Genomic DNA, 24,972 nt, shown 5'->3' on the forward strand with positions numbered 1-24,972 from the left:
CATCTACTGACGCGCGAAGATTTGGGGCGAGGGGTGGGGGTGAGGCGAGGGGCCTCAGCGCAGCACGACCTCGGCCGCCGTCGCCTGCACGCGCACCGTGTGCGGGGACTCCTTGTTCTCGGCGAGCCGGTTGTCCACCTCTCCGAGCGTGCCGCGCAGATCGACGCGGTACTCCTCATCGGGCAGCTGCAGCGTGAGCGCCCCCATCTTCGCCGTCGCATCGACGGTCCGCGGAGCGTCGCCCGTGAGCGTCACCGTCGCGTCGCCGGTCTGCACCTCGATGTCGGCCTCGCCCACATCGGCGAGCTCGATCCTCGCATCCCCCACGCGCACGTCGAGGTCGAGCGAGCGAGCCGCTCCCGTGAAGCGCAGGCTGCCGGCGTTCACGTCGAGGTCGAGGTCGCCGAAGCTGCCCTCACCGCGCAGTTCTCCCCCGGAGAGCGAGATGTCGGCGTTCAGGCGACCGCCCTCGACGATACTGCGCGGCAGGGTCAGCGTGACGCTCGCCGAACCGTTGAGGCCGCAGCCGAACAGGCAGCCGCCCGTACGCGCACCCGAGGCGAGGTCGGGGTGCTCGATCACGAGCTCCCCCTCCTCCCGGTACATCGACCATTCCCCGGCGAAATCGGTGCCGCTGACGGTGAGCACCGCCTCCTCGACATCGCCCGGGACCAGGGTGAACGAGGTCGCTGCGGCGTCGATCTCGATGCCCTCGAGATCCTCCAGATCCCACTCCACGAGTTCGTAGTCGGAGCCGATGGGCATGAAGTCGACGTCCCCGTACTCCACCTGGGCCTCCATGACGCTCGGGGCGAGCGCCCGCGCCGCAGTCGACACTCCCACCGCGAGCAGTGCGAGGCCTCCCGCCACCGCCGTGGCGACGACGATGGCGGTGGTCGCGGCGCTTCTCGTGCCCGATGCTGGCGTGGTCATGATGCTGTTCCCGTCTGTGTGGTGTGATCGGCGGCACCGGATCCCGGCGCCGGTATGCCGCCCGTGCTCTCGAGGTGCGCGATGGCGGCCAGCACGCGCCGGTTGCCGCTCCCATCGGGCTCGAGGCCGAGCTTCTGGAAGATCGCGGTGATGTGCTTCTCGACGCTCGCCTCCGAGAGGTAGAGCATCGCGGCGATGGCCTGATTGGAACGGCCCTCGGCGAGTGCGGCCAGCACGGTGCGCTCGCGGTCGGTGAGGGATCGCATGCGGTCGTCGCGGCCCCGCCTCGTGAGCAGCTGCGCCACGACCTCGGGGTCGAGCACGGTGGCCCCGGAGGCGATCCGCTCGATCGACTCGATGAACTCGCCCACGTCGGCCACCCGGTCCTTCAGCAGATAGCCGAAGGCCCCGCCCTGGGCGGCGATGAGCTCGCTCGCGTAACGCTCCTCGACGTACTGCGAGAGCACGAGCAGGGGCAGCCCGGGGCGGATGCGGCGCAGTTCGAGCGCCGCACGGATCCCCTCGTCGGTGTAGCCGGGCGGCAGGCGCACGTCGAGGATGCAGAGCTCCGGGTCCGTGGCGGCCACCCGCTCCAGCAGCTCGTCGGCGTCGGGGAGCGCCGCGACCACCTCGTGGCCGCCGTGCTCGAGCAGGCGGACGAGCCCCTCGCGCAGCAGCACGGAGTCCTCGCAGATCAGGATGCGCACGGCACACTCACCTCCAGCGCTGTGGGCCCGCCCTGCGGGCTGTCGAGTCGGGTGGAGCCGCCGGCGGCGAGCACGCGGTTCATCACGCCGTCGAGGCCTCCGCCGGGCGTGACCCGGGCGCCTCCGATGCCGTTGTCCTCCACGCGGGCCCAGAGCATGCCGTCCTCGCGCACGCGCACCACCACACGGCACTCGCTCGCTCGCGAGTGCTTGGCCGCGTTGGTGAGCGACTCCGCGATGGCGAAGTAGACCGCGGCCTCGGCGTCGCGGCCGCAGCGCTGCTGCAGACGCACGTCCAGCTGCACGGGGATGTGGGATCTGGCCGCGAGCGCCGAGAGTGCGGCGTCGAGGCCGCGATCGTCGAGTACGGAGGCGTAGATGCCGCGTGCGAGCTGGCGCAGCTCAGTGATGGCGGCCTTGGTCGAGGTGTGGGCCTCGGCGATGAGCGCCTTCGCGGAGTCGGGATCGGTGTCGATCTGCTGCTGCGCGAGCCCGAGCGTCATCGCCACCGACACGAGGCGCGGCTGCACGCCGTCGTGCAGATCCCGCTCGATGCGCGTGCGCTCCACGTCGGCGGCTCGCACCGCTCCCTCGCGCTGCCGTGCGGAGACCTGCGCGCGCTCGGTGAGCTCGGCCTCGTTCGCTCCGGCGCCGATGATGGCCACCGTCACCACGCGGTGCAGCAGCGCGAGACCCACGATCCCGGCCAGGCTCAGCAGGGCCCCGAGAATGCCGGGCTGCCACCACACCGAGAACGAGGTGAAGATCGAGATGATCGAGCCGACGAACCACTGTGCGAGCCCGAGGACTCCCGCGCCCAGCAGGCTCGCGATTCCGAAGCTGGCGAGCGCGCGCCACATGCGGCCGTCGATCGACTGCCTGCCGAGCGACCGCAACCAGGCCTTGAAACCGGGCTCGGTCTGGGGGCTCCAGCGGGGCGGGGTCGCGCCGAGGCGGTACAGGCCGTCGACGCGCCGGGTCTCGAACCAGGCGATGCCGTAGAGGGCGTAGACGAGCGCGACCAGCACCACCAAGCCGATGCCCAGGATGAACAGGAGGCCGATCCCGGCGCCGAGCACCGCGAACAGCAGGCCGATGATGGTGAAGCCGATCACGCCGAGCGCCGCGAGGTGCAGGATCGTGAGCGGGATGCGGAACGGCGGCTTCGCGCCGGCAGCGGCGGGGGCCGGGCCTGACGGATCGCCCGCGGGCTGCTGCGGCGCGGGCTGCTGGCCGGCGGCGAAGGGCGGCAGCGGCGCGGCGGCGGGCGGCTGCCCCGCGGCGGGCGGCGGCAGCGGCACGGTCGACGACTGCGGCGCGAGCGGCACGGTGGGCGCCGTCGCGGCGGCGTCGACCGGGGCGGCGTCCGGGGCCGACCCGGTGGCTGCTCCCGGCGCGGCGCCGTTCTCTACTGAACTGATCATGCCTCTACGCTAAGCGGTGGCCGACTCCCCGGGTCAGCCGGGGGCCCGGAGAGAAACCTTCGGGGTTTCCCGAACGCACCGCGATCTATTGGAGGGTGCCGCCGGCGCGGGATCCCTCGCCGTTCGCCGGAGCAGCGTCGCGGCGAGCGCGCCACTCGTCGGCGAGCAGGGCGTACAGCACCCCGTCCAGCCAGCCGAGTTCGCGGTGCAGCGACTCCTTCACGGAATAGGACTCGCGACGCATGCCCACACGCTCCATCAGCTTCCAGGACGGCTCGTTCGCCGCGAAGGCGCCGGCCTCCACGCGGCGCAGGCCCAGATCCTCGAAACAGACGGCGAGCAGGGCCTCGACGGCCTCGGTGGCCAAGCCGCGACCGCCCGCTTCGGGAGCGAAGGTCCAGCCCAGCTCGGCCTGCACCCCGACCGTGTGCGCCTTGACCTCGCGCTGGCCCCACCCGTCGCCGATCCGCAGCATGAGGTCGCCGATCACACGCCCCTCGTGCTCCACGACGAGATAGTCGCGGTATTTCTCCGGATAGGTGATGCGCCAGTCGGCCCGGTCGACGGGGTGCCACCCCAGCCACCGGCCCACCTCGGGCAGGCCCCGATGCACCCACAGCGCCTCTGCATCGTCGAGCTCGGCGGGACGCAGGATCAGGCGCTGCGTCCGCAGCGGCCACTTCAGGCCGCGGAAGACGGATGACGCATCGGCAGCATGCTGAGACATGCGGCCCAGCCTATCGGCGGTGCCGAGCGGCTCCAGGGCCGCCCAGCACGATCCGGCGCCCTGCCGCAAGCTGCCGGCCATGGCGGCGGCCGAGCCGTGCCGTCCTCGCGTACCGGGTTCGAGCTTCTCCTCCACCCCGGATCCGGCCGCTTCTTCATCGACTCGAGCGGACCCGGCTACGACGCCGAGGCCACTGCGCTGGTGCTCGATCGCTGGAGTTCGAGTGCACAGACGAGTTCCTGCGATCGATCGCCGAGGGACGGGAGTAGGCCGGAGCTGCCGCTCGGGTTCTCGGCCTCGTTGCTGAAGAGCACGCACGGAGGAAGCACGCACTGGGGAAAGCACACCCTTGGAGGGCATGCCCCGGAGGGCACCGCGGCAACGGGACCGCGGTGCCCTCCGGCAGCGAAGGGTCAACTCCGCTCAGAAGCGACGGCCGCTGGTGAAGCCCGCTTCGAAACCCCGCTCGTACGCCTGCTGCGCGAATCGGGCGGGTCCTCGGCGGTCGCAATCGCCGGGGTAACCGGGGAGGCCGGGGTGGCCGAAGTGGTCCCAGCGCTCGCGGCGGTCGCGGTTTCGGTCTCGGCCGAAGCCGGGTGCCTCGCCCCAGGATCCGCCTCGCTCGCTCCCCCACCGGGGGTGGTGCTTGCGGCCCGTGCCGCGTCGCGGCGGTACGGGGGCGTCGGGATCCCACCCGAGCGCCACGGCGATCTGCTCGAGTGAGCGCACGGTAGCCGTGTAGTCATCGGGCCCCACGGCCTCTGCGACCATCGCCCGGATGCCGTCCACCTCGACGGCGAGGCGCTTCTTGGCCTCGCGGCCGGAGTCGGTGAGACGCCAGTCTCCCTCGAACTCCTCGATCCACCCTCGCTCGGCGAGCCGCCGGAGCCGCTTCGCGCGACGGTGCCCACGGCTGTGATCGGAGTCGTGGGAGAAGTCTCGACGGAAGTCGCGATCGTGGCCGCCGTCAGGATCGGGGCTCGGCCCCCGGCCCTCCCCGAGACGTCGGCCCGGCACTGTGCCATCGATGAGGTTCATGAGCCGCCAGTCGCGGCGGGTCAGCCCCTCGCTCTCGAAAGCGCGTGCGAAGCGATCCGACAGCAGTCGGTCGACCGTGCGCAACCAGTATCCGAGCGGCCGCGCTTCGGCGCGGTCGGCGGGATCCTCTGCTCGCTCGTCGTCCTGGGGCGTGTTCTGCGTATTCTGCGTGTTCATCTGCGTTCCTTACTTGTCACGTTACATGTATATGTATAGTGACATGGACTGCCGATGCATGTCAAGTGGCATGTAAAATGTTCCACGTGGAACCACAGACGAACGACCCCGCGGACGCCATCGCGAATGCCCTCTCCCGCATCCGCGGGCCGCGCCGCGGGCACGGCGGTATGGGCCGCGGGCCGCACGGCGGCGGACCGTGGCGAGGCGCCGGCCCCCATGGCCCAGGGCCGCACGGCCTCCCCCCGGGCGGCCCGCAGCATCCGGACTGGGCCGCCGCCATGGCCGGACCCGGCACCGGAGCACCCGCCATCGTTCGCATGCTCGAAGCCCTCGCGGCCGCCGATGCCCCCCTCAGCGTGAGCGCGATCGGCGAGGCGATCGGCGTCGATCAGCCCAGAGCCTCTCGGCTCGTGAAGCAGGGCGCCGCCCGCGAGCTCGTGCGCCGCGAGGCGGATCCCGAGGACGCCCGTCGCACCCGCATCGCGCTCACCGAAACCGGGCGGCGCTTCGCCAGCGGACTGCGCGGGCGACGGCGCGAGTCGCTCACCCGCGCGCTGGAGGGGTTCACCGAGGCCGAGCAGCACGAACTCGCTCGCCTGCTCGTGAAACTCGCCGACAACTGGCCGGCCCGCGACTCGATCTGAGCACGGGATCGCGCAGATAGGCGCTCCCGCCGCGCTTCCGCGGGCCGATGCGCGACGGCGGATCCCGATCGCGACAGGCTCAGACGGTGGATCCGGATCCACCCGCTCTCCGCCGCCTACCCCCGCCCCCTTACCCCCGCGCCACCCGCCACCCGCTCCCGACACCAGGGCTACCCGGCGAGCGCCCGATCGATCTCGCCGACGAGATTCCAGTGCCCGCGGGCGACCGCGAGATCGCGCGGCGCGACGCCGTTGCCGTCGGGAAGGGTCGGGTCGGCGCCCGCCTCCAGCAGAGCCCGGACCACGCTGACGTGATCCTCGCTGCCCGTGCCCAGCACGATCGCCTCGTGCAGAGCCGTCCACCCGAGATTGTTCACGTGGTCCAGGGGCACGCCCGCCGCGATGAGGATCTCGACGGTGCTCACGTGCCCGTGCTCCGAGGCCGGGATCAGCGCCGTACCGCCGTAGCGGTTCGTCGATGCCACATCTGCACCGCGCTCAAGGGTCGCCCGGAGGATCTCGTCGAGACCCTCCGCACCCGCGTACAGGAAGGCCGAATCCTCGAGATCGTCCTGCGCGTTCGGATCCGCGCCGCGCTCGAGCAGCAGCACCGCGATCTCGACCCGCTCCTCCTTCGTCGCGGCCACGAGCGGAGTGCGCCCCAGCTCGCCTCGCCGTTCGAGATCGGCGCCGGCGTCGAGGGCCGCCGCAGCCGCCCCGCGATCGCCCGCCGCCACCGCCTCGAACAGGGCGGCGGTCGCCGCGTCGCGCTCGGCATCGGTGGGTGCGGTCTGCTCGTTCTGCGGCATCGGGGGATCCTCCTTCTGAGCGGGTGCCTCCATTGTGCCCTCCACCACCGGTGCACCGGGGCCCTCGGCCGCGCAGGCCGAGAGCGTCAGCGCCGCCGCGATGAGGAGGCTGCCCGCAATCGCCGGGCGACGAACTCCGCTCCGTCGAGCGGGTTTCGGGCGCATACGGCCGCTGAGCTCCATGCTCAGCCGGCGATCTCGTGTTCGATCGCGGCGAGACCGGCCGCCGCGCACGTCTGATCGTCCATGCCCGACGGGGCCCCGCCCACGCCGATCCCCGCGATCGAGGCCTCCCCGAGCTTCACCGAGACACCTCCGGGCATGAAGAGCGTGCCGGGCAGCCGGTGCAGACCGTTCTCGTCCGCTCGCTCCACCAGGTCGCTCGTGTTCGCGCCGAAAGCGGCGGCGGTGTATGCCTTCTGGCGGGCCGCCTCGATCGTGTGGGCCGCGGCGTTGTCGCCCCGCACGAAGGCCTGCAGATCCCCGTTGCGATCCACGACCGCCACCGACACGAAACCGAGTCCGTCCGCCGCGCACTGCGCCAGCGCCGCCTCTGCGGCGGTGGCCGCGGTCTCGGCTGCGAGACGGCTCGCCGCCACGGTGTTCTGCTCGTTCACCTCGACGGCCGCTTTCGCGGAAGGCGCCGCGGCGGAGGGCGCCGGACCCCCGGACTGCGCGGTGCAGCCCGCGAGGGCGGTCGCGCCGCCCAGTGCGACGGCGAGGACGATGGCGAGACGACGGGTGGTGTTCATGCGGTGCTCCTTGCGTATACGGTTCGGGGCGGTGCCGCGGATTCGACGGCCGTGCCCCTCGTACCATCCAGCGTTCCGCGCACCGCGCCGAGGCGCATCGACGATTCGGCTGCTCTCCATTCAATCGATCGGTTGAGGCGCCCCGCGATGCCGTGCACGATACTGGCTGTAATGCCAGCTCATCCCGTTCCGAATCACGTCGCTCCCGATCGTCCGCTCGCGTGGATGCGCCTCACGGTCGACATCGGGTTCGCAGTGCTGCTGATCGTCTGCGCGACGCAGTACTTCAGTTACCACCCTCTCGCGGACGACGGAGTGCCGGTGCTGCTACTCGCTCTGGGATCGGGTGCCGCCTACGCCGTCGCGGCGATCGGACCGCCGCACCCCGTCAGGCGGAGCGTCGGCGTGCTCGTGGCCACCGGGCTCTGGCTTCCCCTCGCCGTCATCGCCCCCTCCTTCGGGTGGTGCGCGTTCGCCCTCTTCTTCGCCGTGCACCGCGTGCTGCGCCGCGGACTCGCCACGATCGCCTCGGGCGCGATCGTGGTCGCCGTCAGCACGGGGCTCTTCCTCATGTCGAACGGCGAGGATCTCGGGCTCGTGCTCGGTCCGTTCTTCGGCGGCCTCGTGCTGTCGTTCGCCTACGATGCACTCGATCGAGCGCTCGAGAACCGGCGTCGCCTCATCGAGGAACTCGTCGACGCACGCGAGCAGCTCGCCCGTTCCGAGCGCGAGGCAGGCGCCCTCGCCGAGCGCAACCGGGTCGCCGGCGAGCTGCACGACACCGTGGTGCAGCGCACCGCGAGCGCGCTGCTGCTGCTCGAATCGGACGAGGAGGCGACGGGTCGCACTCCCGCAGCCGTCGCCGAGGCCCGGGAGGTGCTGCGGGAGGCGCTCGCCGAGACCCGCCGGCTGCTCCATGGGCTCTCCCGGCCCCGGAGCGACCACCGTTCGCTCGCAGACGCGCTCGGCGAGCTGACCGAACGGCACGGGGCGACGCTCTCGGTCATCGGCGACGAGCACGACCCGGGTGACGAGGTCGACCACGCCCTGCTGCGAGTCGCGCAGGAGGCGCTGGTCAACGCGGGCAAGCACGCGCGGGCGTCGTCGGTCCGCGTGACACTCACCTTCTTCGAGGACGCGGTCGGCATCGACGTCGCGGACGACGGCGTCGGGTTCGCACCGGCGGATCTCTCCGCCGACGCGGGCGGATACGGCCTGCGCGCCATGGCCTGGCGGGTCGAGAATCTCGGTGGCTCGTTCAGCCTCGAATCCGCTCCCGGACAGGGCACCGTCATCGCCGGGGTCGTCCCCGCTGCGCCGTCGACGCCACCGGGATCCTCGCCGCTCTCGGCTCCCTCAGCCTCCTCACCGCCATCGCCCGGGGGCGCCGAATGATCCGGATCCTGCTCGTCGACGATCATCCCGTGCTGCGCCACGGCATTCGGGCGCTGCTCGACACCCAACCCGATCTGGAGGTCGTCGCTGAAACGGGGGATCCGCGCGAGGCCGTCGAACTCGCCGTCGAACAGCGCGCCGAGGTGGTGCTCATCGATCTCGACCTCGGGCCCGACCAGGAGGACGGCGCGGCGACGACGAGACTGATCCTGCGCGCACGTCCCGAAGCGCGGATCATCGCGTTCACGGCGTTCGACTCCGACGCCGACATCGTGCGGATGGTCGAGGCGGGTGCCGTCGGCTACCTCGTGAAGGACAGCCGACCGGCCGCGCTCTTCAGCGCGATCCGGTCGGCGGCGGGCGGATCCGCCGCGATCGCCGGCCCCATCGCGGCGCGGCTTCTCGAGCGGCTGCAGCGCCCCGACGACGCCCTCACGGCTCGCGAGCTGGAGGTGCTCGAGCTCGCGGCCTCCGGCTTGTCGAACCGGGACCTCGCACGAACGCTGCTGGTGAGCGAGGCCACCGTCAAGACGCACCTGCACCACGCCTTCACCAAGCTCGGCGCCGACAATCGCCAGACGGCGATCGCCACGGCGATCAAACGCGGCCTCATCCGGCTCTGAGCGATCCCTCCCCTGCTTCGCGACTCGCGGTGGCCGCCCGCATCAGGGCGGCCAGGCTCGCGGCGAGCACCGATCCCGCGCGACCGGCTGCCCAGCCGGTCCGTCCGTCCCGTCGGTACTCGATCAGGGTCAGCGCCTCGCTGCCGCTTCCCGGCCCGATGCTCGTCTGGTGCAGTTCGAGCACCTCGATCCCGATGCCGAGTCCGGCCAGTGCAGCGGCGAGCGCCTCCACGGGCCCGACCCCCTCGTGCGTCGTGGAGCGTTCCTCTCCGCGTGCGCGCAGCACGATGCGCGTGCGCGTGGTCTCTCCCGCCTCGAAGGTCTCGCAGGCGACGAGCTCCGCGGCAGCCTCCGCCGGATCCGACAGGTAGTGGCGTGCGAAGATGTCCCAGATCTGCGCGGCCGAGACCTCATCGCCGGAGTCGTCGGTGTGGGCCTGGACCCGGCCGGCGAGGTCGATCTGCAGCCGACGGGGCAGCTCGATGCCGTACTCCGTCTCCAGCAGATAGGCGATGCCGCCCTTGCCCGATTGCGAGTTCACCCGGATGACGGCCTCGTAGTCGCGACCGATGTCCGCGGGGTCGATAGGCAGATAGGGCACGTCCCAGGTGATCTCCCGCTCCTCGCGTCCCTCCGAGGCCGCGCGACGCCGGTGGGCGGCGAAGCCCTTCTTGATGGCGTCCTGGTGGGTGCCGCTGAACGCGGTGTGCACGAGATCGCCGACGTAGGGGTGACGCGGGTGCACCTCGATCCGGTTGCAGTACTCGACCGTGCGACGCACCTCGTCGATGTCGGAGAAGTCGATCATCGGGTCGATCCCCTGCGCGTGCAGATTGAGCGCGAGCGTGGCGATGTCGACGTTGCCGGTGCGCTCCCCGTTGCCGAAGATGCAGCCCTCCACGCGCTGCGCTCCGGCCAGCACGGCCAGCTCGGCGCACGCGATCCCCGTCCCTCGATCGTTGTGAGGATGCACCGAGAGGATCACACCGTCCCGACGCGCCAGGTTGCGGTGCATGTACTCGATCTGATCGGCGTACACGTTCGGCGTGGCGATCTCGACCGTGGCGGGGAGGTTCACGATGACCGGCCGTTCGGGCGTCGCCTCCCAGAGCCCGGTCATCGCATCGCACACCTCGAGTGCGAAGTCGGGCTCCGTGAGGTTGAACACCTCCGGGCTGAACTCGAAGCGCACGCGGTCCAGGTCACCGGCGAACTCGAGCACGTCGCGTCCGCCCGCGAGGATCAGCTCCAGCAGCTCCTCGCGATCCCGTCCCAGCACGAGACTCCGCCAGAGCGGCGCGGTCGCGGTGTACATGTGGATCACGACGGGGTTGCGGATGCCCCGGATCGAGGCGACCGTCCGCTCGATGAGGTCGCGCCGTGCCGGGGTGAACACCACGATCGTGACGTCCTCGGGGGCGATATCCGTCTCGGCGATCAAGCGCACGAAGTCGTAGTCGGTGCGGGAGGCCGAGGGATACCCGACCTCGATCTCCTTGTACCCCATCGCGACCATGAGTTCGAAGAAGCGGCGCTTGCGCGCCGGGTCCATCGGCTCGGCGAGCGCCTGGTTGCCGTCGCGCAGGTCGACCGGCACCCACAGGGGCGCGGCGTCGAGTCTGCGGGTCGGCCAGGCGCGGTCGACCAGCGGCACCTCGACTCGGGAGTAGACATCCGAGTAGCGGTGCGAGGGCATCCGAGAGGGGCGCTGCCCGTTCCAGAACGGAGCCGCGTGGGGCGGCGAGGCAGCGCCGGCGTGGGCAGCCGCGGCAGCGGGCGAAGCGGTGTGGGCGGTGTGAGAAGCGGTGACGGTCAAGGCGATTCCTTCGAGTTCGATTCGTGCGACCGGCACAGGCTTCGACTCCACGTCGGGGAGCCGGTCTGGCTACGCCCCGCCGTGGCGGCGAAGAAGGAGGAACCCGAATGAGATCACGGCTAGACTGTAACACAACTCCTCAGACAAGCTGATGAGTTGAGGCAGACGGATGCGCGAGTGGACGGGCGGGATGATGAGTCGAGTGGTGCGGGCACCCCTGGCGGACCAGGCGGCGGATCTGCTTCTGGAGCGCATCAGGGCCGGCGAGTGGGCCCTCGGCGAGCGGCTTCCCGGCGAGACGACGCTCGCCCCCCAGCTCGGCGTCGGCCGCTCCACGCTCCGCGAGGCCGTTCGCCAGCTCGCCGGGCGCGGTGTGCTCGCCTCCCGCCAGGGGTCCGGGGTGTTCGTCACCGCGCTCGACGCCCCGGAGGACTGGGACGCCGTGCTGCGCAGGGCCGACATCGTGGCGGTGATCGAGGCGCGGATCGCCATCGAGACCGAGGCTGCGGGTCTCGCCGCGGATCGGCGCACCCCCGCCGATCTCCGGGCGATCCGTCGCGCACTCGAGCACCGGGATCGGCTGCGCACGGAATCCGAGGGTCTCGTCGACGCCGACACCGCCTTCCACCGCGCGATCGTCGCCGCTGCGCATAACCCGATCCTCGCCGAGCTGTTCGACGGGTTCACGCCTCGGCTGCGTCAGGCGATGATGGATCTGCTCCGCTTCCGCGCAGATCACGCCGACGACGCCGATCACGATCTGCACGCCGACCTGGCCCGGGCGATCGCCGACCGCGATGCGCATCGCGCGATGGCCCTGAGTCGCTCGCATCTGCTGCACCTCAAGCGGGCTTTCGCGTGAGGGTCAGCCGAGCGACCGCAGTTCGACGCTGAGCGCCCCTGGGGGCGCCTCGAAACGCTCCTGGACGTCGACGCGTCGTGTGCCGCAGTCGCCGCAGCGCACGTAGAGCACGTATCCGGTCGAAGTGGCGTGCCGCGACTCGACGTACCAGCCGTGCTCGTGGGTTCCGGCAACGACACTGCCGCGGTGACGGGAATCGCTGTCTCTCCTGATCATGCTTCCACTGTGCTGTAATGGTCTTATGCATCTCAACCCTTACGGAGAGTACGCCGTGCTCCTGGCAGCCTCCCTCGCCAACGACTGGCCCGCCGACCGCGGCGGCATCGTCGCCCGCACGCGCGAGTTCGGCATGACGGTGGGGTTCCCCGAGGAGCCCGAGGATCACGATCGCGTACGCCGTGTCATCGACGACTGGCTCGGTGCCGTGGACGCCGCGGAGCCCCGCGAGCGGGCCCGCATCCTGAACGCGCTCATGGCCGAGGCCGCCGCCTACCCCCGCCTGACCGACCACGACGACGAGGGATGGCACCTGCACTACCGCGACGACGACGCGCGCTCCCTGGCGCACGTGCTCTCAGCCGTCATCAGCGTCGGCACCTCGCTGCACCTCGCCACCCGCGGCATGCACCGCCTGGCGCGCTGCGCGGCGGGCGAGGATCCGGGGGATCCCTGTTCGGCCGTCGTGGTCGATGTCACCCGCAACGGCCGGCAACGCTACTGCTCGGTGCGATGCGCGAACAGGGCTGCGGTGCGGCGCCACCGGGCTCGGTCGGCGTGACGAAGGCGGGCTATCCGTAGCGGTTGATGATGCCCGCGAGGCGGATGTGGGTCTGGAAGCTCGCCTGCATCCTCCGATGGGCGTGGTAGTTCAGCACCACGTGGGTCTGCTGCTCCGGGTAGTAGAACATGTGCGTGGCCGTGTACCCCAGGCCGCCCACGGGTTCCGGGTAGCCGCGCAGCAGCGGGAAGAAACCCCCGAATCGCAGGGCGACCATTCCCGTCCCGTAGTGGATGCCGGGGCGGAACCTGCTGCGCGGCGCCCCGAAGAGACGGATCCACGCGGGATCGCAGAGCCGTCCGCCGTGCAGCTCGCGCTGGAACCGCACGAGATCGTTCGCCGTCGACGGGCCGCCCATGCCGCTCCCCCAGGTGAGGCTGGGCGCGAACGCTCGCCGGTCGTCGCGTCCGGGATCCCCGAGCCAGAACGGCGCGAGCCTCGGAACGAGATCGTCGATCTCCTCGGCGCCGGCGTCCACCCACGCAGCGGAATCGGCCATCCCGCAGGGATCGAGGATCCGGTCCCGCAGCTGCTCCCCGAAACCGCCGCCTCGCGCCTCCTCGATGATCCGGATCAGCAGCAGGTAGGCGGTGTCGCTGTAGAGGAACCGCTCCCCCGGTCTGGCGAACGGCGGGAGATGATCGGCCTGTCTCAGGAACTCCGGGACGGTCCACACCCGGGCGGGGTTCGCCCCCACCGCGTCGATCGAGCACTCCGTAGTGAACCCGCGCGGCGGAAGCATGACATCGGGCAGGCCGGAGGTGTGCGAGAGCAGGTGCTGCACCGTCACGTCACGCGCATTGTCGATACCGGCCGCCGCTGGGAGCGGAGCGACCTCGTCTGCGGGCAGGAGCTCGCCGAGCGGCGTGTCCGGGTGGCAGTGCCCGTCGTCGAACAGCTGCGCGATGAGGGTCGCGATGAATACCTTGTCGATGCTCGCGATCCAGAACGGCTGGTCGGGATCGCCGGCGACCAGCTCGAGCCTCGGGCCGGTCACGAGCGCGATGGGCGGGACGGGGAAGCCTCGGCCGACCGGCCGCTGTATCCGCTCGAGCGACTTCCGGATGGCGGCATCGACACTCACGGCAGCCTCACTCCGGCAGGGACGATGGGAGCTTCGATGTTCATGGCGACCTCGCGGCGATCCTCGATGGTTATATATCTCATAGATATGTCTAGTAGATAGTGCGAGCGACGTCAAGAACTAGACTCGACCGTATGGCCCACGTCATTCTCGGACTTCTCATGCTGTGGCCGCAGAGCCTCTACGAGCTGACGAAGAACTTCGAGGCGGGAGTCTCGCTGTTCTACAGCGCCAGCACCGGGAGCATCAAACGTGCGATCGACCGTCTGCTCGCGGATGAGCGGATCGCCGTCGAGTCCTCGGGCGGGCGCCGGGGCAAGAAGGTGTACGCGGTCACGGATGCGGGACGGGCCGAGTTCCGCCGCTGGATGCTCGACGACCTGTCCGGGAGCGATGCCGAGACCGCGATGCTCGCCCGCGCGTTCTTCCTCGGGCTGCTGGATGCTGCTGAGCGACCGATCGTCGCCGCCCACATCCGAGATCGCATTCGGGATGAGCTCGGCCGCTTGGAGCATCTCGAAGCTCAGGTTTCGCGCGCCGAGGTGCCCGGCGGGTTCGAGGACGTCGCCCGGTTCCAGCTGGCGACGCTGCAGTACGGTCTCGCCACGTGCCGGACCGCACTGGGGTGGGCGGAGGAATACCTGCCGCACCCGTAGGGGCCCGGCGCTCCGGGTGATCCGGTGAACCGGTGCTCCGGTGATCCGGGTGACCTGACGCTCAGGGGCAGGCCGACTCGCCGACGGCGTCAAGGATCTCCGAGGCGTCGTAGGTGATCACGTCGAGTTCGCCGAAGACGGTGATCTGATCACCCTCCGAGATGTGCCTGCGGGTGTCGTCGCCGCAGACCGCCCAGGTGTCGACGCGGATCGTGTCATCGCCGACGCGGAGGACAAGGGAGTCTTCGCGAAGACTCTCGACGGTGCCCTCGATCCCTCCCTGCTCATTGCGGGGAGTATTGCTCGTGCAGGCGGAGAGGAGCACTGGCGCGGTCAGCGCGAGCGCGGCGAGGACCGCACCGCCACTCCGCTGAGCCCTCATGACTTCATTGTAAATCGGATCCGAGCGGGGCCGGCAGAAGTCTCAGGCTTCGCCGCTCCCGGCGGCGACACCCCCGGAAAGACGTGAAGACCCCCGCCGAGGCGGGGGTCTTCACGGTGTCGGTGGATCCTGGGAGAATCGAACTCGAACCCGGCCCTATGCATCGTCTCGGCTTAGTCATTCTGCCGCGTGATTACGTCGTTCCTCAGTGACTTGAACGCCCCTCGATTCCGGCAATTCCCCGCGAAGTGTTGTCAGTTTGTTGTCACGATGGGGGGCTGTCTCGCGCTCACCTTTCGTATTTCAGGTGGCGCGACTGGGGACGTCATGCCTCAGGATAACTCGCTCCCCCCTGCCCGCGTGGCCGCCGCTCGTGAGGTTGCGGCCTCGCGGTGTGTGCGTCCGTATCTGACCCCCTCTAGCGCGTCGGTGTCGTGTCGCACACGCTCGTTCTTCGCCTGCCCTCACTGCGCCCTGATCTTCAGACGCGACTGGTCGCAAATCATCGCAGACGGAGTGACCGATCTTCCTTCGCCTGCACGGCTGCTCTTCGCAACCTTCACAGCACCGTCATTTGGTTGGGTTCACCGCATCCCATCTCGCCGGGATGATCGGCCCGCACGCTGCGGTGTAGGCGGGTGCATAGTTCCCGTGAGCGACACTTACGCGGCGTCCCGGTAGACAGTAAGAGATATGACTATCGTTCGCAGGCTCGTTGGAAGCGAGAGTCTGGCGGGGAACTCTGGCGTTACACGCTCACCTATCTGCGGCGTGCTTTACCTGAGTTTGCCTATGTGTCGATGCGCGAGCTGCAACTGCGCGGCACTCAACATGTGCACGTCCTGACTCGCCTTCCCGCTGATGCTCCTGCCGATGTCGCTGAGACAGTGCGCGACGTTACGGCGAAGGTGCGCGTTACAGCGTTCGATGGGTTCAAAGCAACCTGGGGTGAACAGGTCGATGTGCGCGACCTTGGCGTGATCGGTGCCGCGAACGATGACGCCAAGAAGAGTGCGGCGAGCACTGTCCGTTACATCGGCAAGGTAGTCGAATACATGGCGAAAGACTTGCTTGGGCACGTTGCCGAGCATGGTGAACGCGGTGCGCGCTTGGCCGCTCACCTTGGGGCGTGCGAGGATGCCGCGCGGGAGGCGCGTTGCTCTCCGAAGTGCCCGCAAGGGTTGGCGTGCACTTGCCTGCCGAGAGACACGGGCACCTATGAACCGGGCGACTTCGCCAGCATCGCATTCGACGACGGGGCCTTGTCCGAGTGGCTGATAGACCTTCCAAAGCGAGACAAGGCGTGCCCTGTGCATTCGCGGTTCTGTCAGTCGAACCGACACTCGAACTTCGGAGCGAGCGCACACACGATCACGGTCTCTCACAGCACTGAGAAGCGGTGGGGCTGGTCATTTTCGGGTCACACTCGCGCTCATTTCCAATGAGTCTCGCAAGGCGTATGCGATGGAACGCGCACGGCGTCAGACCATACCTGAAGACTTGGCAATGCTGTTGGGTATCGAGAAACCGAAGCTCAACACGAAGCGCGAGTACAGCGATGAGGTAGTGGCGGCAGCGCTAAGCCTGCACCGCCGCGCACTCGCGCTGGGCGTGGCCAGTGCCAATGACACCCCCACCGCTCGCTTACAGTGACCGTAGGCCTCAGAGCGTTCTTCGCGGCCACACCCTGCTGTCTCCACATCCATGAATCGATCCAACATTGTCAGTCAGAGGTCATCGCTTCAAGTTCGTCCACAAACGCTATCCACTCGTCGATAAGCACAGGATGGAGATTGACCATGCTTGATCGACCATGGAGGACATCCGATGACCGCTTGTAGATATGACGCGCCGTCCTGACAGCCCCCCTAAGCTCATGCAAAGGCGCTTTGTGTCCATAAGCGGCAGGGATGAACGCGAGTAGCTGGCGGATACGCGACTGTTGCACTGACAAATCACTTTCAGGAAATGATTTTCGTGCGCTTCTGACTGCGATTACTTCGATCCGTTGACGAATATCCACGACCAACAACCGCCCGGTTGAATATCCAGCGCTCAAGACTTCATCGTGAGTTTCTTGCAAGCTTTTCTCGCGTCCCTAATTTCATCTCGAGAGAAATCAGTCAGATGCTGATTCCCATGAATCGCCTGATTCCATAGCGGCAGGTGAACCTGACATTCCTGAGTTGCCCTTAGCACTGGGTTTTCCCAGGGCTCGCCTTCCCAGAATGTTGCTGCACGTTCGAGCCGTTCATTGGTGATGTGCACGCTATCAAGATCGATCAGGTCTGCCGAAGCATCACGTCCCCTGAGCACCGCATTGCGCAGCGTGAATGTGCGAAGCGCGTTATCAATAGCCATCCGGCACAGCCCCCTCAACGCATTTGTGATCTCCCCAGTAGAGCCTGCCTCACGAATGGCAAATTCACGCATTTCTACTGCATCATTAAGAAGCTCCTGCCAGAAATGACTACTATCCGACACTTCAACCTCGCCAGAGGTGTTTGACCTACTAACCAACCTGGTATCGCAATCCTCCATCCTTGAAGCCAGGTATTCTTTCAGCCGGTCATCATGGGTCATAACAATCACTCGTCGAGACTCGGCAATCTCAGACAATGTGTCCGCTAGGCGGTCAATTCTGAGTTCATCAAATGCATGGACAGGGTCGTCTAGGACCAAGAATCCGAAGGGTCCACCATCAACAGAGGCAAGTAGCGGTGCCAGAAGCACAGCATTTCGCTGGCCTGCGCTAAGCATCCCAAGCTCAACCTTGTTGCCTTCCCTGTCCGCCAGCCCCATTGATGCTTTGGTTGAAAGAACGTTAATGCTCTGCAAACGAAGTTCAGCGTCAGACAGCAACTCCTCGACTCTAGAACTTGCTCTGCCTTCCAGCGTTGTACTCCGTTTGGCCCGAAGGTGCTTTTGAAGGTCACCCAAGCGTTTCGTCGTTTCCTTCCAATCAATCGACTCCGCAGCAAGTTCGCCGTCGGCCTGCCAGACAGCGAGGAACGACTGCACCGCCCCTGTCCGTGCGATTTGCCACTGCTTGATCGCGTCGGTTCGAACCACGGCCTCATCAATGAGGATCTGAGCTTCCTGGGAAACCAACCACTCTGACAAGCTGGTCGCAGCACTAAGCACGCTGTAGTGCGAAGGGGACTGCGTCGCCATAGCCTCTGTAAACGCTTGCGCAAGAGTTGAGGCACTCGTAGAGAGATCTCGAATTGGATCATCTGGAGAGGCAGAATTCGCCACTAGGAGCACCGGCGAGAGATGGCTTTCTGTCAGCGCCCTCAAGATTCGCACCTTCGCCTCGACGTCCCGACGGAACTGAGCAAGCTTGGTATTCGCTTTCACTGTCTCTTTTAGAGTGTGGAGCCACCCTGGACGGGGCTCTGCGCACACCGGACACACATCAGTTTCAATACTAAGGTTCGTCGCTTCGCTGAAGAGCGCATCAAGGGATCCTGCAAGCCCCTGTTCTGACGTCACTCTTGCCTCTTCGAGCGTGAGTATTGCGGCAGCCACATTCGTTGCAGCATCGGCAAGCTGTTGTCGGGTGTCCCGAGGCAAGGGAGATGAGGCGGTCCCAAGCTGAAGCAACTCAGACGATTCAAGCCACTCCTGCATATTGTCCTTGACAGCGGGCTCTTCCACAGCAGGCAAAGGTGGTCCTGCAATTTGAGGTCCATGATCGGCGTCGATTTGTGCAATGTCCTTCATAGCCCGGGTTCTTGCTGCTTGCCACCTCGCAAGTGCCTGATCCGACTCGCCTGCCTTGCCAGCAATCGCTTCCTGAAGGCTTATGAAACTTCCACCAAGAGCCAAGAGCCCCTCGAAATACTCAGCTAGGTCTCTGCTTAGTTGGACTCGTCTTTCAAGGGACGCGTATGCGAACACTGGCTGATGGCTAGCAAGGCTCTGGCGCCAGCTTGCGTCTAGCTCGATGCTTGCCACACCGCCGGGGCCAGAAAGATCTGCTTTGTGAGTCTGGACGTTGCCGGCTGAGTCGATTTCAGCTTGGAGTGTCAACCGATACTCCTTGGCAGAAAGCACAACCTCGACCTGCGCTATTGCTGCCCCTCGCGCCAGATGAATGGGGTCCCATAGGGCGGCTCTGCCAGCGGTTCCCCCTGTCTTCGCTGGAGTCTCACCAGTTAGAGCGATTTCAATAGCATCGCTAATACTGGATTTTCCGGCCCCGTTTAACCCGTGAAGAACTGTGATTCCTGGCGTCGGGTCAAATACAAGAACCAATGGCTCGTTGTTGGCAATGCCTCGATAGCCCTGGATTGACACTTTCTCAAGAATCCAAGTTGCATCGACTGGAAGCGGGTCTTTCTCTGACGCGGGATTTCCCGCGAGCTCTATAGCGACTGTTTTCAGCCTGTCCCAGCTATCCACTTGCGTTTTTGCAGATGCCTGCTTTGATTCGATCTCATCCAAGATCTCCTCGAATGTGAACATGGTGAGCGCATCTGTTTCTGGCCGTTCCATAGCTTCCAACCCTGCCCTTTCAGTTTGGCAGCTTTGCCCTACTCAGGACATCCTCGCATCTTTCTGAGCAGGCGGAGCCGTTCCCGCACAGGTCTGCACAAACTATGGTCACAGAGAGGTCAACTGCGCTCGAATAGACAACCAGGCGTGCGGCGGTGCATGAGCCACAATCGGATGTGCGTCCTAGGGGGCTCGTGGACGCTTGCTATGGGTAGGCAGGTACGCGCAGCCCGGGAGGGCACCGAGCACGGCGCGCCAGCGCCGAGCTCAGGGGTTGGGGAGGGCGAGCAGGCACGGCGCCCTTGATCCTTATAAGTGACTTCTCACAGATGCTCTCACCACATAAACGGCATGTAAAGTTACGAAGAGAGTCGAGTATCAATTGGGAGCGAAGTGTCGGATAGCAAAGCTACTCGCACCTGCGCTTGCGATGGATGTCATTCGATGGCAACAGCCCGAGGCTGGTGCGACAAACACTATCGCCGTTGGAAGAAGTATGGCGACCCTCTGAAGAGGGTAACGCCTACATACGATTCGAACACATGTAGCGTCGATGGTTGCGAGAAAAGACGGCAAGGGCGCGGCTACTGTGCGATGCATTATGCACGGTTCGTGGCCACAGGTGAGGTTGGCCCGCCCGGCCCAATTCCAAAGGCTGTACAAGGCAAGTGTGAAGTAAAAGGCTGTACACGCAACGTGCGAGCTGCCGGAATGTGTGGCGCACATTACGCGAGAGCACGGACCGGGATTCCTCTTGATGCACCGATTCGGCCCGCGCGGTGGGAGGACGGAGAGTGTGCACACCACGGATGTAGCCGACCAAAAGAGCGGAAGGCTGCAAGGGGCTATTGCGGCGCACACTACCAGCGCTTTCTGGCTGGAACGGACATGGACGCAGCCATCATTGAGAAGCGTTCGGCCGATCCTGATGATCCAGATACTTGGGCACCGCAACACACCGTTGGCGGATACATTGAACTTGTCTGCGCAGTCGGTGGAGAACGAAGACAGATCAAGCAGCATCGTTGGGAAATGCAAAAGCGGCTGGGTCGCCCCTTACATCCTGATGAAACGGTGCATCATGTCAATGGTAAGCGCGATGACAACCGGATTGAGAACCTTGAGCTATGGTCTTCACGTCATCCGAAAGGACAACGCGTGGATGACAAAGTAGAGTTCGCAATCGAGATGCTCGCGCGATACCGACCACACCTTCTGAATGAATCGGCGAAGGACTAACAAGACCGAGGAAGGAGCAACAAGTAGCCTCGGCTACGCGGGGTGTCCCTTCGATCAATGAGTCCCGAAAAATCCAAAAGGCCAGCCATACGGCTAAAGGCTGAACGGGTTGGTTTTGAGCTTAAAGTCGAACTCGAAACCGGCGATGCGGGGGTCTGCCAGTAGCCCGGCTCGTTGCAGCCGGGAGTAGCTGAGCTGCAAGCCCACTTCGCCTGACTTGCGGGTGATCCATTTCGCTGCTGGGTCATCTGCTGCATCGGTCAAGCTATCGATTCGGGCCAGCACGAAGATACTCTGCATTTCAGCCGCGTGGGCGAGGAGGGCAAGGCCTGGCTTCGCTCCCAGCCGGTCAGCGAGTTTGTGTTTGGCTCGACGCTCGAGCTCGCGTTCTGATGATGACATGCGATCTTCCTTCTATCAGGAAGACCCGACTGTCAACAACCTCCATCAGTTTTAGACCTAGAAGAAGGGCACCACGTGCTTTTCGTAATGCTGTCGGCACGGCATCATCCTGACTCGCGCTACCTCCCCTATCTCCAAGAAAGGAAATCCCTACGACACGAAGCCGAGCCGCTGGGCATCAGAAGTCCAGGCAGCGTTGGTTGCAGATGACAAGCAACTCATGAGGCATATTGAGACGCTCCCGCGGACCATTGACATCGATTAGCGGCTGCCCTCACTATGTGCCTCTCTTTGACACCGTCGGCGGCGGCGTGGGTTCGTCTCTTGTTGCAAAACAAAAGCCTTCTCAGTTCTCGTCCGGTTCGAACGAGAATACGATGCCCTTCTCGGCAGCAGCATCCAGTAGCGGCCCCAGGGTCTCTGCCCCCAAGCCAGACCGAAGCCCTTCAGCTATCTCTTCGACGTGATAGCGGAGCATGAGGCTGATCGTCGCGGTGTTCCTGACACGATGCGCGAGGTAGGTAACTATCTGGGCGCCGAACCGGCTGACAAACACTGGAGGAATATCCTGCGATCGGAAGTCGTCACGGAATCCGATCGGACGTTCGAGTACCAGCGCGATGCCCTCATCAGTACGATCCCCAAGAACCATGACTAGGTCAGCCCACGCTTCAAGCTCCTGCGGTTTGGGAGTCCTGGGGTGGCCGAGAAAGCGTCGACGCACATACTCACCGAGCCATGTATCCCAGTGCTGAGCAGCGCCTCCCGATTCATCGTTGTCGAGGATGTCCGCGAGTTCGTCGATGAAAGGCACGATGCGGATACCCTCGTCTTCGATCACCAGCTGGTCAAGAATGCGTGTGCGCTCCTCTTGTCCGATATCTGAGTAGAGCAGAATACCCGCCAGGAACATCCAGTACTGGCTCTCCAATCCATGACGCGCAAGGCCGCTCACTTTCGGTGCTGCCTCGGTCACGAGCCGCAGGAATCCGTGCTTCAAGAAGCGGTTGTTCCATCGTGGTTGGTAGAGGAACGGCTCCCATGCGAGCCGTTCGCGGCCTGGTACTTCGAAAAGCGGAAAGATGTGCTCGACTGTAAAGTCTGGGTCTGCACCATGGAGGAAAAAGACCTCGGTCGCCAGCGCGGGGTGGGTGGCATCTGAGGCTGCTGTCTGACCGCCTATCAGCGATAGAAGAGCGTCACATTCTTCTGCATTCAGCCCGGCCCAGTTGTCCGTATCGCCGCTCCAACGTCGGCTGATCTCAAGGATCCAGTACTCAGCAATGTGCCCTGGCCAAGTGTTGAGCGCAAGGCTCGACGGCTCAAAGTCCTCCTGATGCACGAAGGCCTCACGATGCGTGTCCCAGAGCGTCCGTGCTATCTCACGAAACTGCGCTCCTGACTCCGCATCGAGATCCACGCCGTAGGTGCGAATTTGATCTCTAAGAAAGCGTGCGAGGATCGGCGCACTGTTCTCATCGTCAGACAGCATCGTAATCACACGGCTGATCCGGGCGCGGGTCTCGCCAAGATCTGCGACGCTCCACCCATCGACGAGCGCCTGCCAAAGCACGGGGTTTCGTTCATCATCGGTAGCAGCGAGCGCATCCCAAAATGCGAGGCCGAGCGAGGGATTCGATTCGGAGAGCGAGCTAACAAGTCGGAGCGCACCAGCCCACGTCACGCCTCCGCTGAAGTCCCGGTCTAGGTACTCCAGGCCAAGCAACCAACGTAGAGCTGTCGCAGGATCAGCGTGAACACGGCCGGTGAACTCCTCAAGCGATTCCGGGGGGCTATCTACTACGACGCCAGACTCGGACCAATGCCCGAAGTCGAGATGTCCTTCGCGGGGCTTGAAATCCGGCCGTTCACTTCGAATCACACCTAGTGCGGTTTGTGCTTCGTCCCACGTGGAATCAGCCTGCGTCAGCCACATGAGCAGATTGAACTTCGTATAGTCCACGTCACGATCGTTGGCAGGCTCGCGCACTCTCCCGCGCGGCCCGAGCTCGGCATTCTCCAGTACACGCGCACGGACCTCCGGGCTCGCATTCGCAACCGATGCACGGAGGACTACATACGTCTCGTGTTTGGCGGACGAGTCATAAAGCAAATTGTGGTCAAGGAGCCATTCAAGGCGCGCGCTCGCATCGAGGTGAGGCGACTGCCCGACAAGGTGAACGGCAAGCCGCCTGAAAAGCCTGTGCTCCAGGCTCCACCATCTCGTGATCAATGCCAAGTCATCGGCAACAGACGCTTCCCCGTACTCTCGCAGCCCATCAATTATCGTGTCGGTTACCTCGCGGAATCGATCTTGAGCATGTGGCTCAATTGCCGACCGGCGAAAGGACATCCTGTCGAAGTTGCGATCGCTGGAGTCCCATGCCGCAAGCAACTCGTAAGCCGCAAGAAGTGCGTGCTCGAACACCGCTCCCGATCGATGATCGACTTGGAGCCCCGCGTCCTTGAGTGCTTCCCAGTAGTCCCTCAGCACCCGCGGCGAGATAGGCCAAGCCAAGTCAACAGAAGGCACCCTGTCCGGTGCTTCATCGTCGGCTAAAGCGCCAGAATAGTCAGCATCAACAGTGAGACTCGGATGCAATGCCTGACGAAGCAGTGCCAAGTTCATAGTCGTGCTCGGGTACGCCCTCTTTGAGAAGTGAGAATCGAGCGCCGGCGAAGCGGTCTGTCCGTGTATCGAAGTTGCCAGGAGCGTCAGCCATCGGCGTCGGACCTCAGCATCCATGTCCGATGCTCCGCTTAGCGCGCCGGATGCCATTCGGAACAGGTGATTGCCCATGCGCTGACCACGACGCCGCAGGAGCTGAAGGGCGGCACCCTGATGCGTGGAATCCTCGATGAATCGCTGGACAAACCAGGTGCCGAGCCTTTGGGCGGCATCCCATCTGGGATCGCCGGGCAAGTACGTGGGCTCAGTCGCAAAGTTCGACAGGAAGATCTCCTGCTCCTCTAGCCAATGAAGCCACGCAGGGCCGCGAGCGAAACCCGCGAAATCAAACGCGCCGTCCGGTGTTTCCAGCCGCTGACGAAGGTAGTCGGCATCCACCGGGTTCTTCGGCGGTCCGCCCTCGATGATATTGCGCACTCTTGCTTGATGATCGAGCGCACTCATCGACGCACGTTTCGTCCATTCCGAGAGAGCCCTTGTCAGCGCGGCATGGCCGTCGTCGGGCGGATAACCGATCGGTGTAATCCGGAGCCGTTTCATCCGAGGATCCCCAGGCTTACTCGTGAGAATGTAGCGACGCGTACCGCTCGGCAGCCCAAGTCCCAAGTAGTTGATGATCGGATCATCGTGACTGAATCCGACGAACAAGACGACGTAGTGCTGGAACACCTGTCGAAGAAAGCGCGTCGCCCACGCGTCAGTCAGGTACGCACGCCCAAAGTCGTGGTCCGTTAGAACGAGGTCTTCATTGGAGCGTTTCACCGACCCATGCAGGTGAGCCAGTCCGGTGAAAGTACGTCCGACAGGGAGGGCCGGGGCGTGGTATACCTCACCGAGCGGCAGCCCGAGTTGGTCGGCGGCTTCGCTGAGATGCACATCGAAATTCGTGGTGATGATACGAGTTTGCCTGCTCGTCGCCGCAAGCTCGACAACAGCCCTGTGTGTATCGTTCGGTTCGGAGTCAGGATGATCAATCAGGTCTCTGACCTGACCGTGGACATCGAATCCGTCCGAGAGCTCACCCAGGAAGCGATCGATCGGCTCTTCGTCCGGATATGGGGCTCTCGCAAACTCACCGATCTGTTGAGCAAGTTTCTTGAACGGCGGCAGGTTCGACGGCGAGTTCACTGATGCGCCCGCTCCAACGAACAGCACAAGTTCGCCGCTGGCGTGAGCTTCAATCAACTCGACCGGCAGCTCAACATCCGATGTGATCCATACTGTTGGCTTGATACTAAGAATCTACCGGAGCATAGATTCCACGTGTCCATACGCATCGCGTCACTGCATCCCGACGCACGGATGTCAGGGCCCTTGTAAGCGTCTCACCAA

The 24,972-nt window shown here is 65.4% G+C and carries 23 protein-coding genes; 9 read left to right on the forward strand and 14 right to left on the reverse strand.

All coding sequences use genetic code 11. The features are described from left to right. Positions 1 to 54: 54 nt before the first annotated feature. From AMS65_RS05030 to AMS65_RS05050, 5 genes are all read right to left on the reverse strand, one after another. On the reverse strand, positions 55 to 933 hold the full coding sequence (locus tag AMS65_RS05030) for a DUF4097 family beta strand repeat-containing protein (RefSeq protein WP_053383063.1): 879 nt from the start codon (positions 931 to 933) through the stop codon (positions 55 to 57). Beyond that, positions 930 to 1,640 (reverse strand): response regulator transcription factor, encoded by a 711-nt coding sequence (locus tag AMS65_RS05035; RefSeq protein ID WP_053383064.1) that lies wholly within the window; start codon positions 1,638 to 1,640, stop codon positions 930 to 932. The genes AMS65_RS05030 and AMS65_RS05035 overlap by 4 nt, the downstream gene beginning before the upstream one ends. Further along, positions 1,628 to 3,064, reverse strand: a complete 1,437-nt coding sequence (locus AMS65_RS05040; protein ID WP_083451496.1) for a sensor histidine kinase — start codon at positions 3,062 to 3,064, stop codon at positions 1,628 to 1,630. Before AMS65_RS05040 ends, AMS65_RS05035 begins: the two co-directional genes overlap by 13 nt. Before the next feature lie 85 nt (positions 3,065 to 3,149). Continuing rightward, complete coding sequence (locus tag AMS65_RS05045; RefSeq protein ID WP_053383351.1) at positions 3,150 to 3,791, reverse strand: GNAT family N-acetyltransferase; 642 nt, start codon at positions 3,789 to 3,791, stop codon at positions 3,150 to 3,152. 423 nt (positions 3,792 to 4,214) lie between these two features. Next, complete coding sequence (locus tag AMS65_RS05050; RefSeq protein ID WP_053383065.1) at positions 4,215 to 5,006, reverse strand: hypothetical protein; 792 nt, start codon at positions 5,004 to 5,006, stop codon at positions 4,215 to 4,217. Between the two features lie 86 nt (positions 5,007 to 5,092). Here AMS65_RS05050 and AMS65_RS05055 point away from each other — a divergent pair, with 86 nt between their 5' ends. After that, entirely contained in the window at positions 5,093 to 5,653 is a 561-nt protein-coding gene (locus AMS65_RS05055) for a MarR family winged helix-turn-helix transcriptional regulator (protein WP_241489341.1), read from the forward strand. Between the two features lie 170 nt (positions 5,654 to 5,823). On the opposite strand, the gene AMS65_RS05060 is transcribed toward AMS65_RS05055, so the two are convergent. Continuing rightward, a complete protein-coding gene (locus AMS65_RS05060; RefSeq protein ID WP_241489342.1) occupies positions 5,824 to 6,462 on the reverse strand; it encodes an ankyrin repeat domain-containing protein in 639 nt (212 codons plus the stop codon). A 185-nt stretch (positions 6,463 to 6,647) separates the two neighbouring features. Further along, positions 6,648 to 7,214: a GlcG/HbpS family heme-binding protein gene (locus tag AMS65_RS05065; protein ID WP_053383067.1), complete on the reverse strand. Its 567-nt coding sequence runs from the start codon at positions 7,212 to 7,214 to the stop codon at positions 6,648 to 6,650. 171 nt (positions 7,215 to 7,385) lie between these two features. On the opposite strand from AMS65_RS05065, the gene AMS65_RS05070 reads away from it, so the two are divergent. Both AMS65_RS05070 and AMS65_RS05075 read left to right on the forward strand, forming a co-directional pair. After that, positions 7,386 to 8,609 carry a sensor histidine kinase gene (locus AMS65_RS05070; RefSeq protein ID WP_053383068.1) on the forward strand — a complete coding sequence of 408 codons (1,224 nt, stop codon included), beginning with the start codon at positions 7,386 to 7,388 and terminating at the stop codon, positions 8,607 to 8,609. After that, positions 8,606 to 9,232: a response regulator gene (locus tag AMS65_RS05075; protein ID WP_053383069.1), complete on the forward strand. Its 627-nt coding sequence runs from the start codon at positions 8,606 to 8,608 to the stop codon at positions 9,230 to 9,232. Before AMS65_RS05070 ends, AMS65_RS05075 begins: the two co-directional genes overlap by 4 nt. Here AMS65_RS05075 and AMS65_RS05080 read toward each other — a convergent pair. Further along, a complete protein-coding gene (locus AMS65_RS05080; protein WP_053383070.1) occupies positions 9,219 to 10,928 on the reverse strand; it encodes a 2-isopropylmalate synthase in 1,710 nt (569 codons plus the stop codon). The genes AMS65_RS05075 and AMS65_RS05080 overlap by 14 nt on opposite strands. A 313-nt stretch (positions 10,929 to 11,241) precedes the next feature. Between AMS65_RS05080 and AMS65_RS05085 the strand changes: the two genes are divergently transcribed. Next, positions 11,242 to 11,910 (forward strand): FadR/GntR family transcriptional regulator, encoded by a 669-nt coding sequence (locus AMS65_RS05085; protein ID WP_053383353.1) that lies wholly within the window; start codon positions 11,242 to 11,244, stop codon positions 11,908 to 11,910. Between the two features lie 3 nt (positions 11,911 to 11,913). On the opposite strand, the gene AMS65_RS05090 is transcribed toward AMS65_RS05085, so the two are convergent. Next, positions 11,914 to 12,126 (reverse strand): hypothetical protein, encoded by a 213-nt coding sequence (locus tag AMS65_RS05090; protein WP_053383071.1) that lies wholly within the window; start codon positions 12,124 to 12,126, stop codon positions 11,914 to 11,916. A 25-nt stretch (positions 12,127 to 12,151) separates the two neighbouring features. On the opposite strand from AMS65_RS05090, the gene AMS65_RS05095 reads away from it, so the two are divergent. Then, positions 12,152 to 12,688, forward strand: a complete 537-nt coding sequence (locus AMS65_RS05095) for a CGNR zinc finger domain-containing protein (RefSeq protein ID WP_053383072.1) — start codon at positions 12,152 to 12,154, stop codon at positions 12,686 to 12,688. Between the two features lie 10 nt (positions 12,689 to 12,698). Here the strand turns inward: AMS65_RS05095 and AMS65_RS05100 are convergent, their stop codons facing one another. Continuing rightward, positions 12,699 to 13,772, reverse strand: coding sequence for a serine hydrolase domain-containing protein (locus AMS65_RS05100; RefSeq protein WP_053383073.1), 1,074 nt, complete (start codon positions 13,770 to 13,772; stop codon positions 12,699 to 12,701). 134 nt (positions 13,773 to 13,906) lie between these two features. On the opposite strand from AMS65_RS05100, the gene AMS65_RS05105 reads away from it, so the two are divergent. Next, entirely contained in the window at positions 13,907 to 14,428 is a 522-nt protein-coding gene (locus AMS65_RS05105; protein ID WP_053383074.1) for a PadR family transcriptional regulator, read from the forward strand. Positions 14,429 to 14,489: 61 nt separating this feature from the next. On the opposite strand, the gene AMS65_RS05110 is transcribed toward AMS65_RS05105, so the two are convergent. Continuing rightward, the gene (locus AMS65_RS05110; protein WP_053383075.1) at positions 14,490 to 14,810 is read right to left on the reverse strand and encodes a preprotein translocase subunit YajC; all 321 of its coding nucleotides are present in this window, start codon (positions 14,808 to 14,810) and stop codon (positions 14,490 to 14,492) included. Positions 14,811 to 15,448: 638 nt separating this feature from the next. On the opposite strand from AMS65_RS05110, the gene AMS65_RS20625 reads away from it, so the two are divergent. Then, positions 15,449 to 16,255 (forward strand): replication initiator, encoded by an 807-nt coding sequence (locus AMS65_RS20625; protein WP_368664696.1) that lies wholly within the window; start codon positions 15,449 to 15,451, stop codon positions 16,253 to 16,255. A 19-nt stretch (positions 16,256 to 16,274) separates the two neighbouring features. After that, a complete protein-coding gene (locus AMS65_RS05120; RefSeq protein ID WP_053383077.1) occupies positions 16,275 to 16,463 on the forward strand; it encodes a hypothetical protein in 189 nt (62 codons plus the stop codon). A gap of 402 nt (positions 16,464 to 16,865) precedes the next feature. Here AMS65_RS05120 and AMS65_RS18665 read toward each other — a convergent pair whose 3' ends face one another. After that, a complete protein-coding gene (locus AMS65_RS18665) occupies positions 16,866 to 19,310 on the reverse strand; it encodes an AAA family ATPase (RefSeq protein WP_083451499.1) in 2,445 nt (814 codons plus the stop codon). Between the two features lie 888 nt (positions 19,311 to 20,198). On the opposite strand from AMS65_RS18665, the gene AMS65_RS19775 reads away from it, so the two are divergent. Continuing rightward, the gene (locus AMS65_RS19775) at positions 20,199 to 20,549 is read left to right on the forward strand and encodes an HNH endonuclease (protein WP_162231752.1); all 351 of its coding nucleotides are present in this window, start codon (positions 20,199 to 20,201) and stop codon (positions 20,547 to 20,549) included. 93 nt (positions 20,550 to 20,642) lie between these two features. Here the strand turns inward: AMS65_RS19775 and AMS65_RS05125 are convergent, their stop codons facing one another. Continuing rightward, entirely contained in the window at positions 20,643 to 20,951 is a 309-nt protein-coding gene (locus AMS65_RS05125; RefSeq protein WP_157502093.1) for a hypothetical protein, read from the reverse strand. 346 nt (positions 20,952 to 21,297) lie between these two features. Then, the gene (locus AMS65_RS18675; protein ID WP_075200854.1) at positions 21,298 to 24,768 is read right to left on the reverse strand and encodes an SIR2 family protein; all 3,471 of its coding nucleotides are present in this window, start codon (positions 24,766 to 24,768) and stop codon (positions 21,298 to 21,300) included. Positions 24,769 to 24,972 lie beyond the last annotated feature (204 nt).

It is taken from the genome of Leucobacter celer subsp. astrifaciens (assembly GCF_001273835.1).
Taxonomy (GTDB): Bacteria; Actinomycetota; Actinomycetes; order Actinomycetales; family Microbacteriaceae; genus Leucobacter; species Leucobacter celer.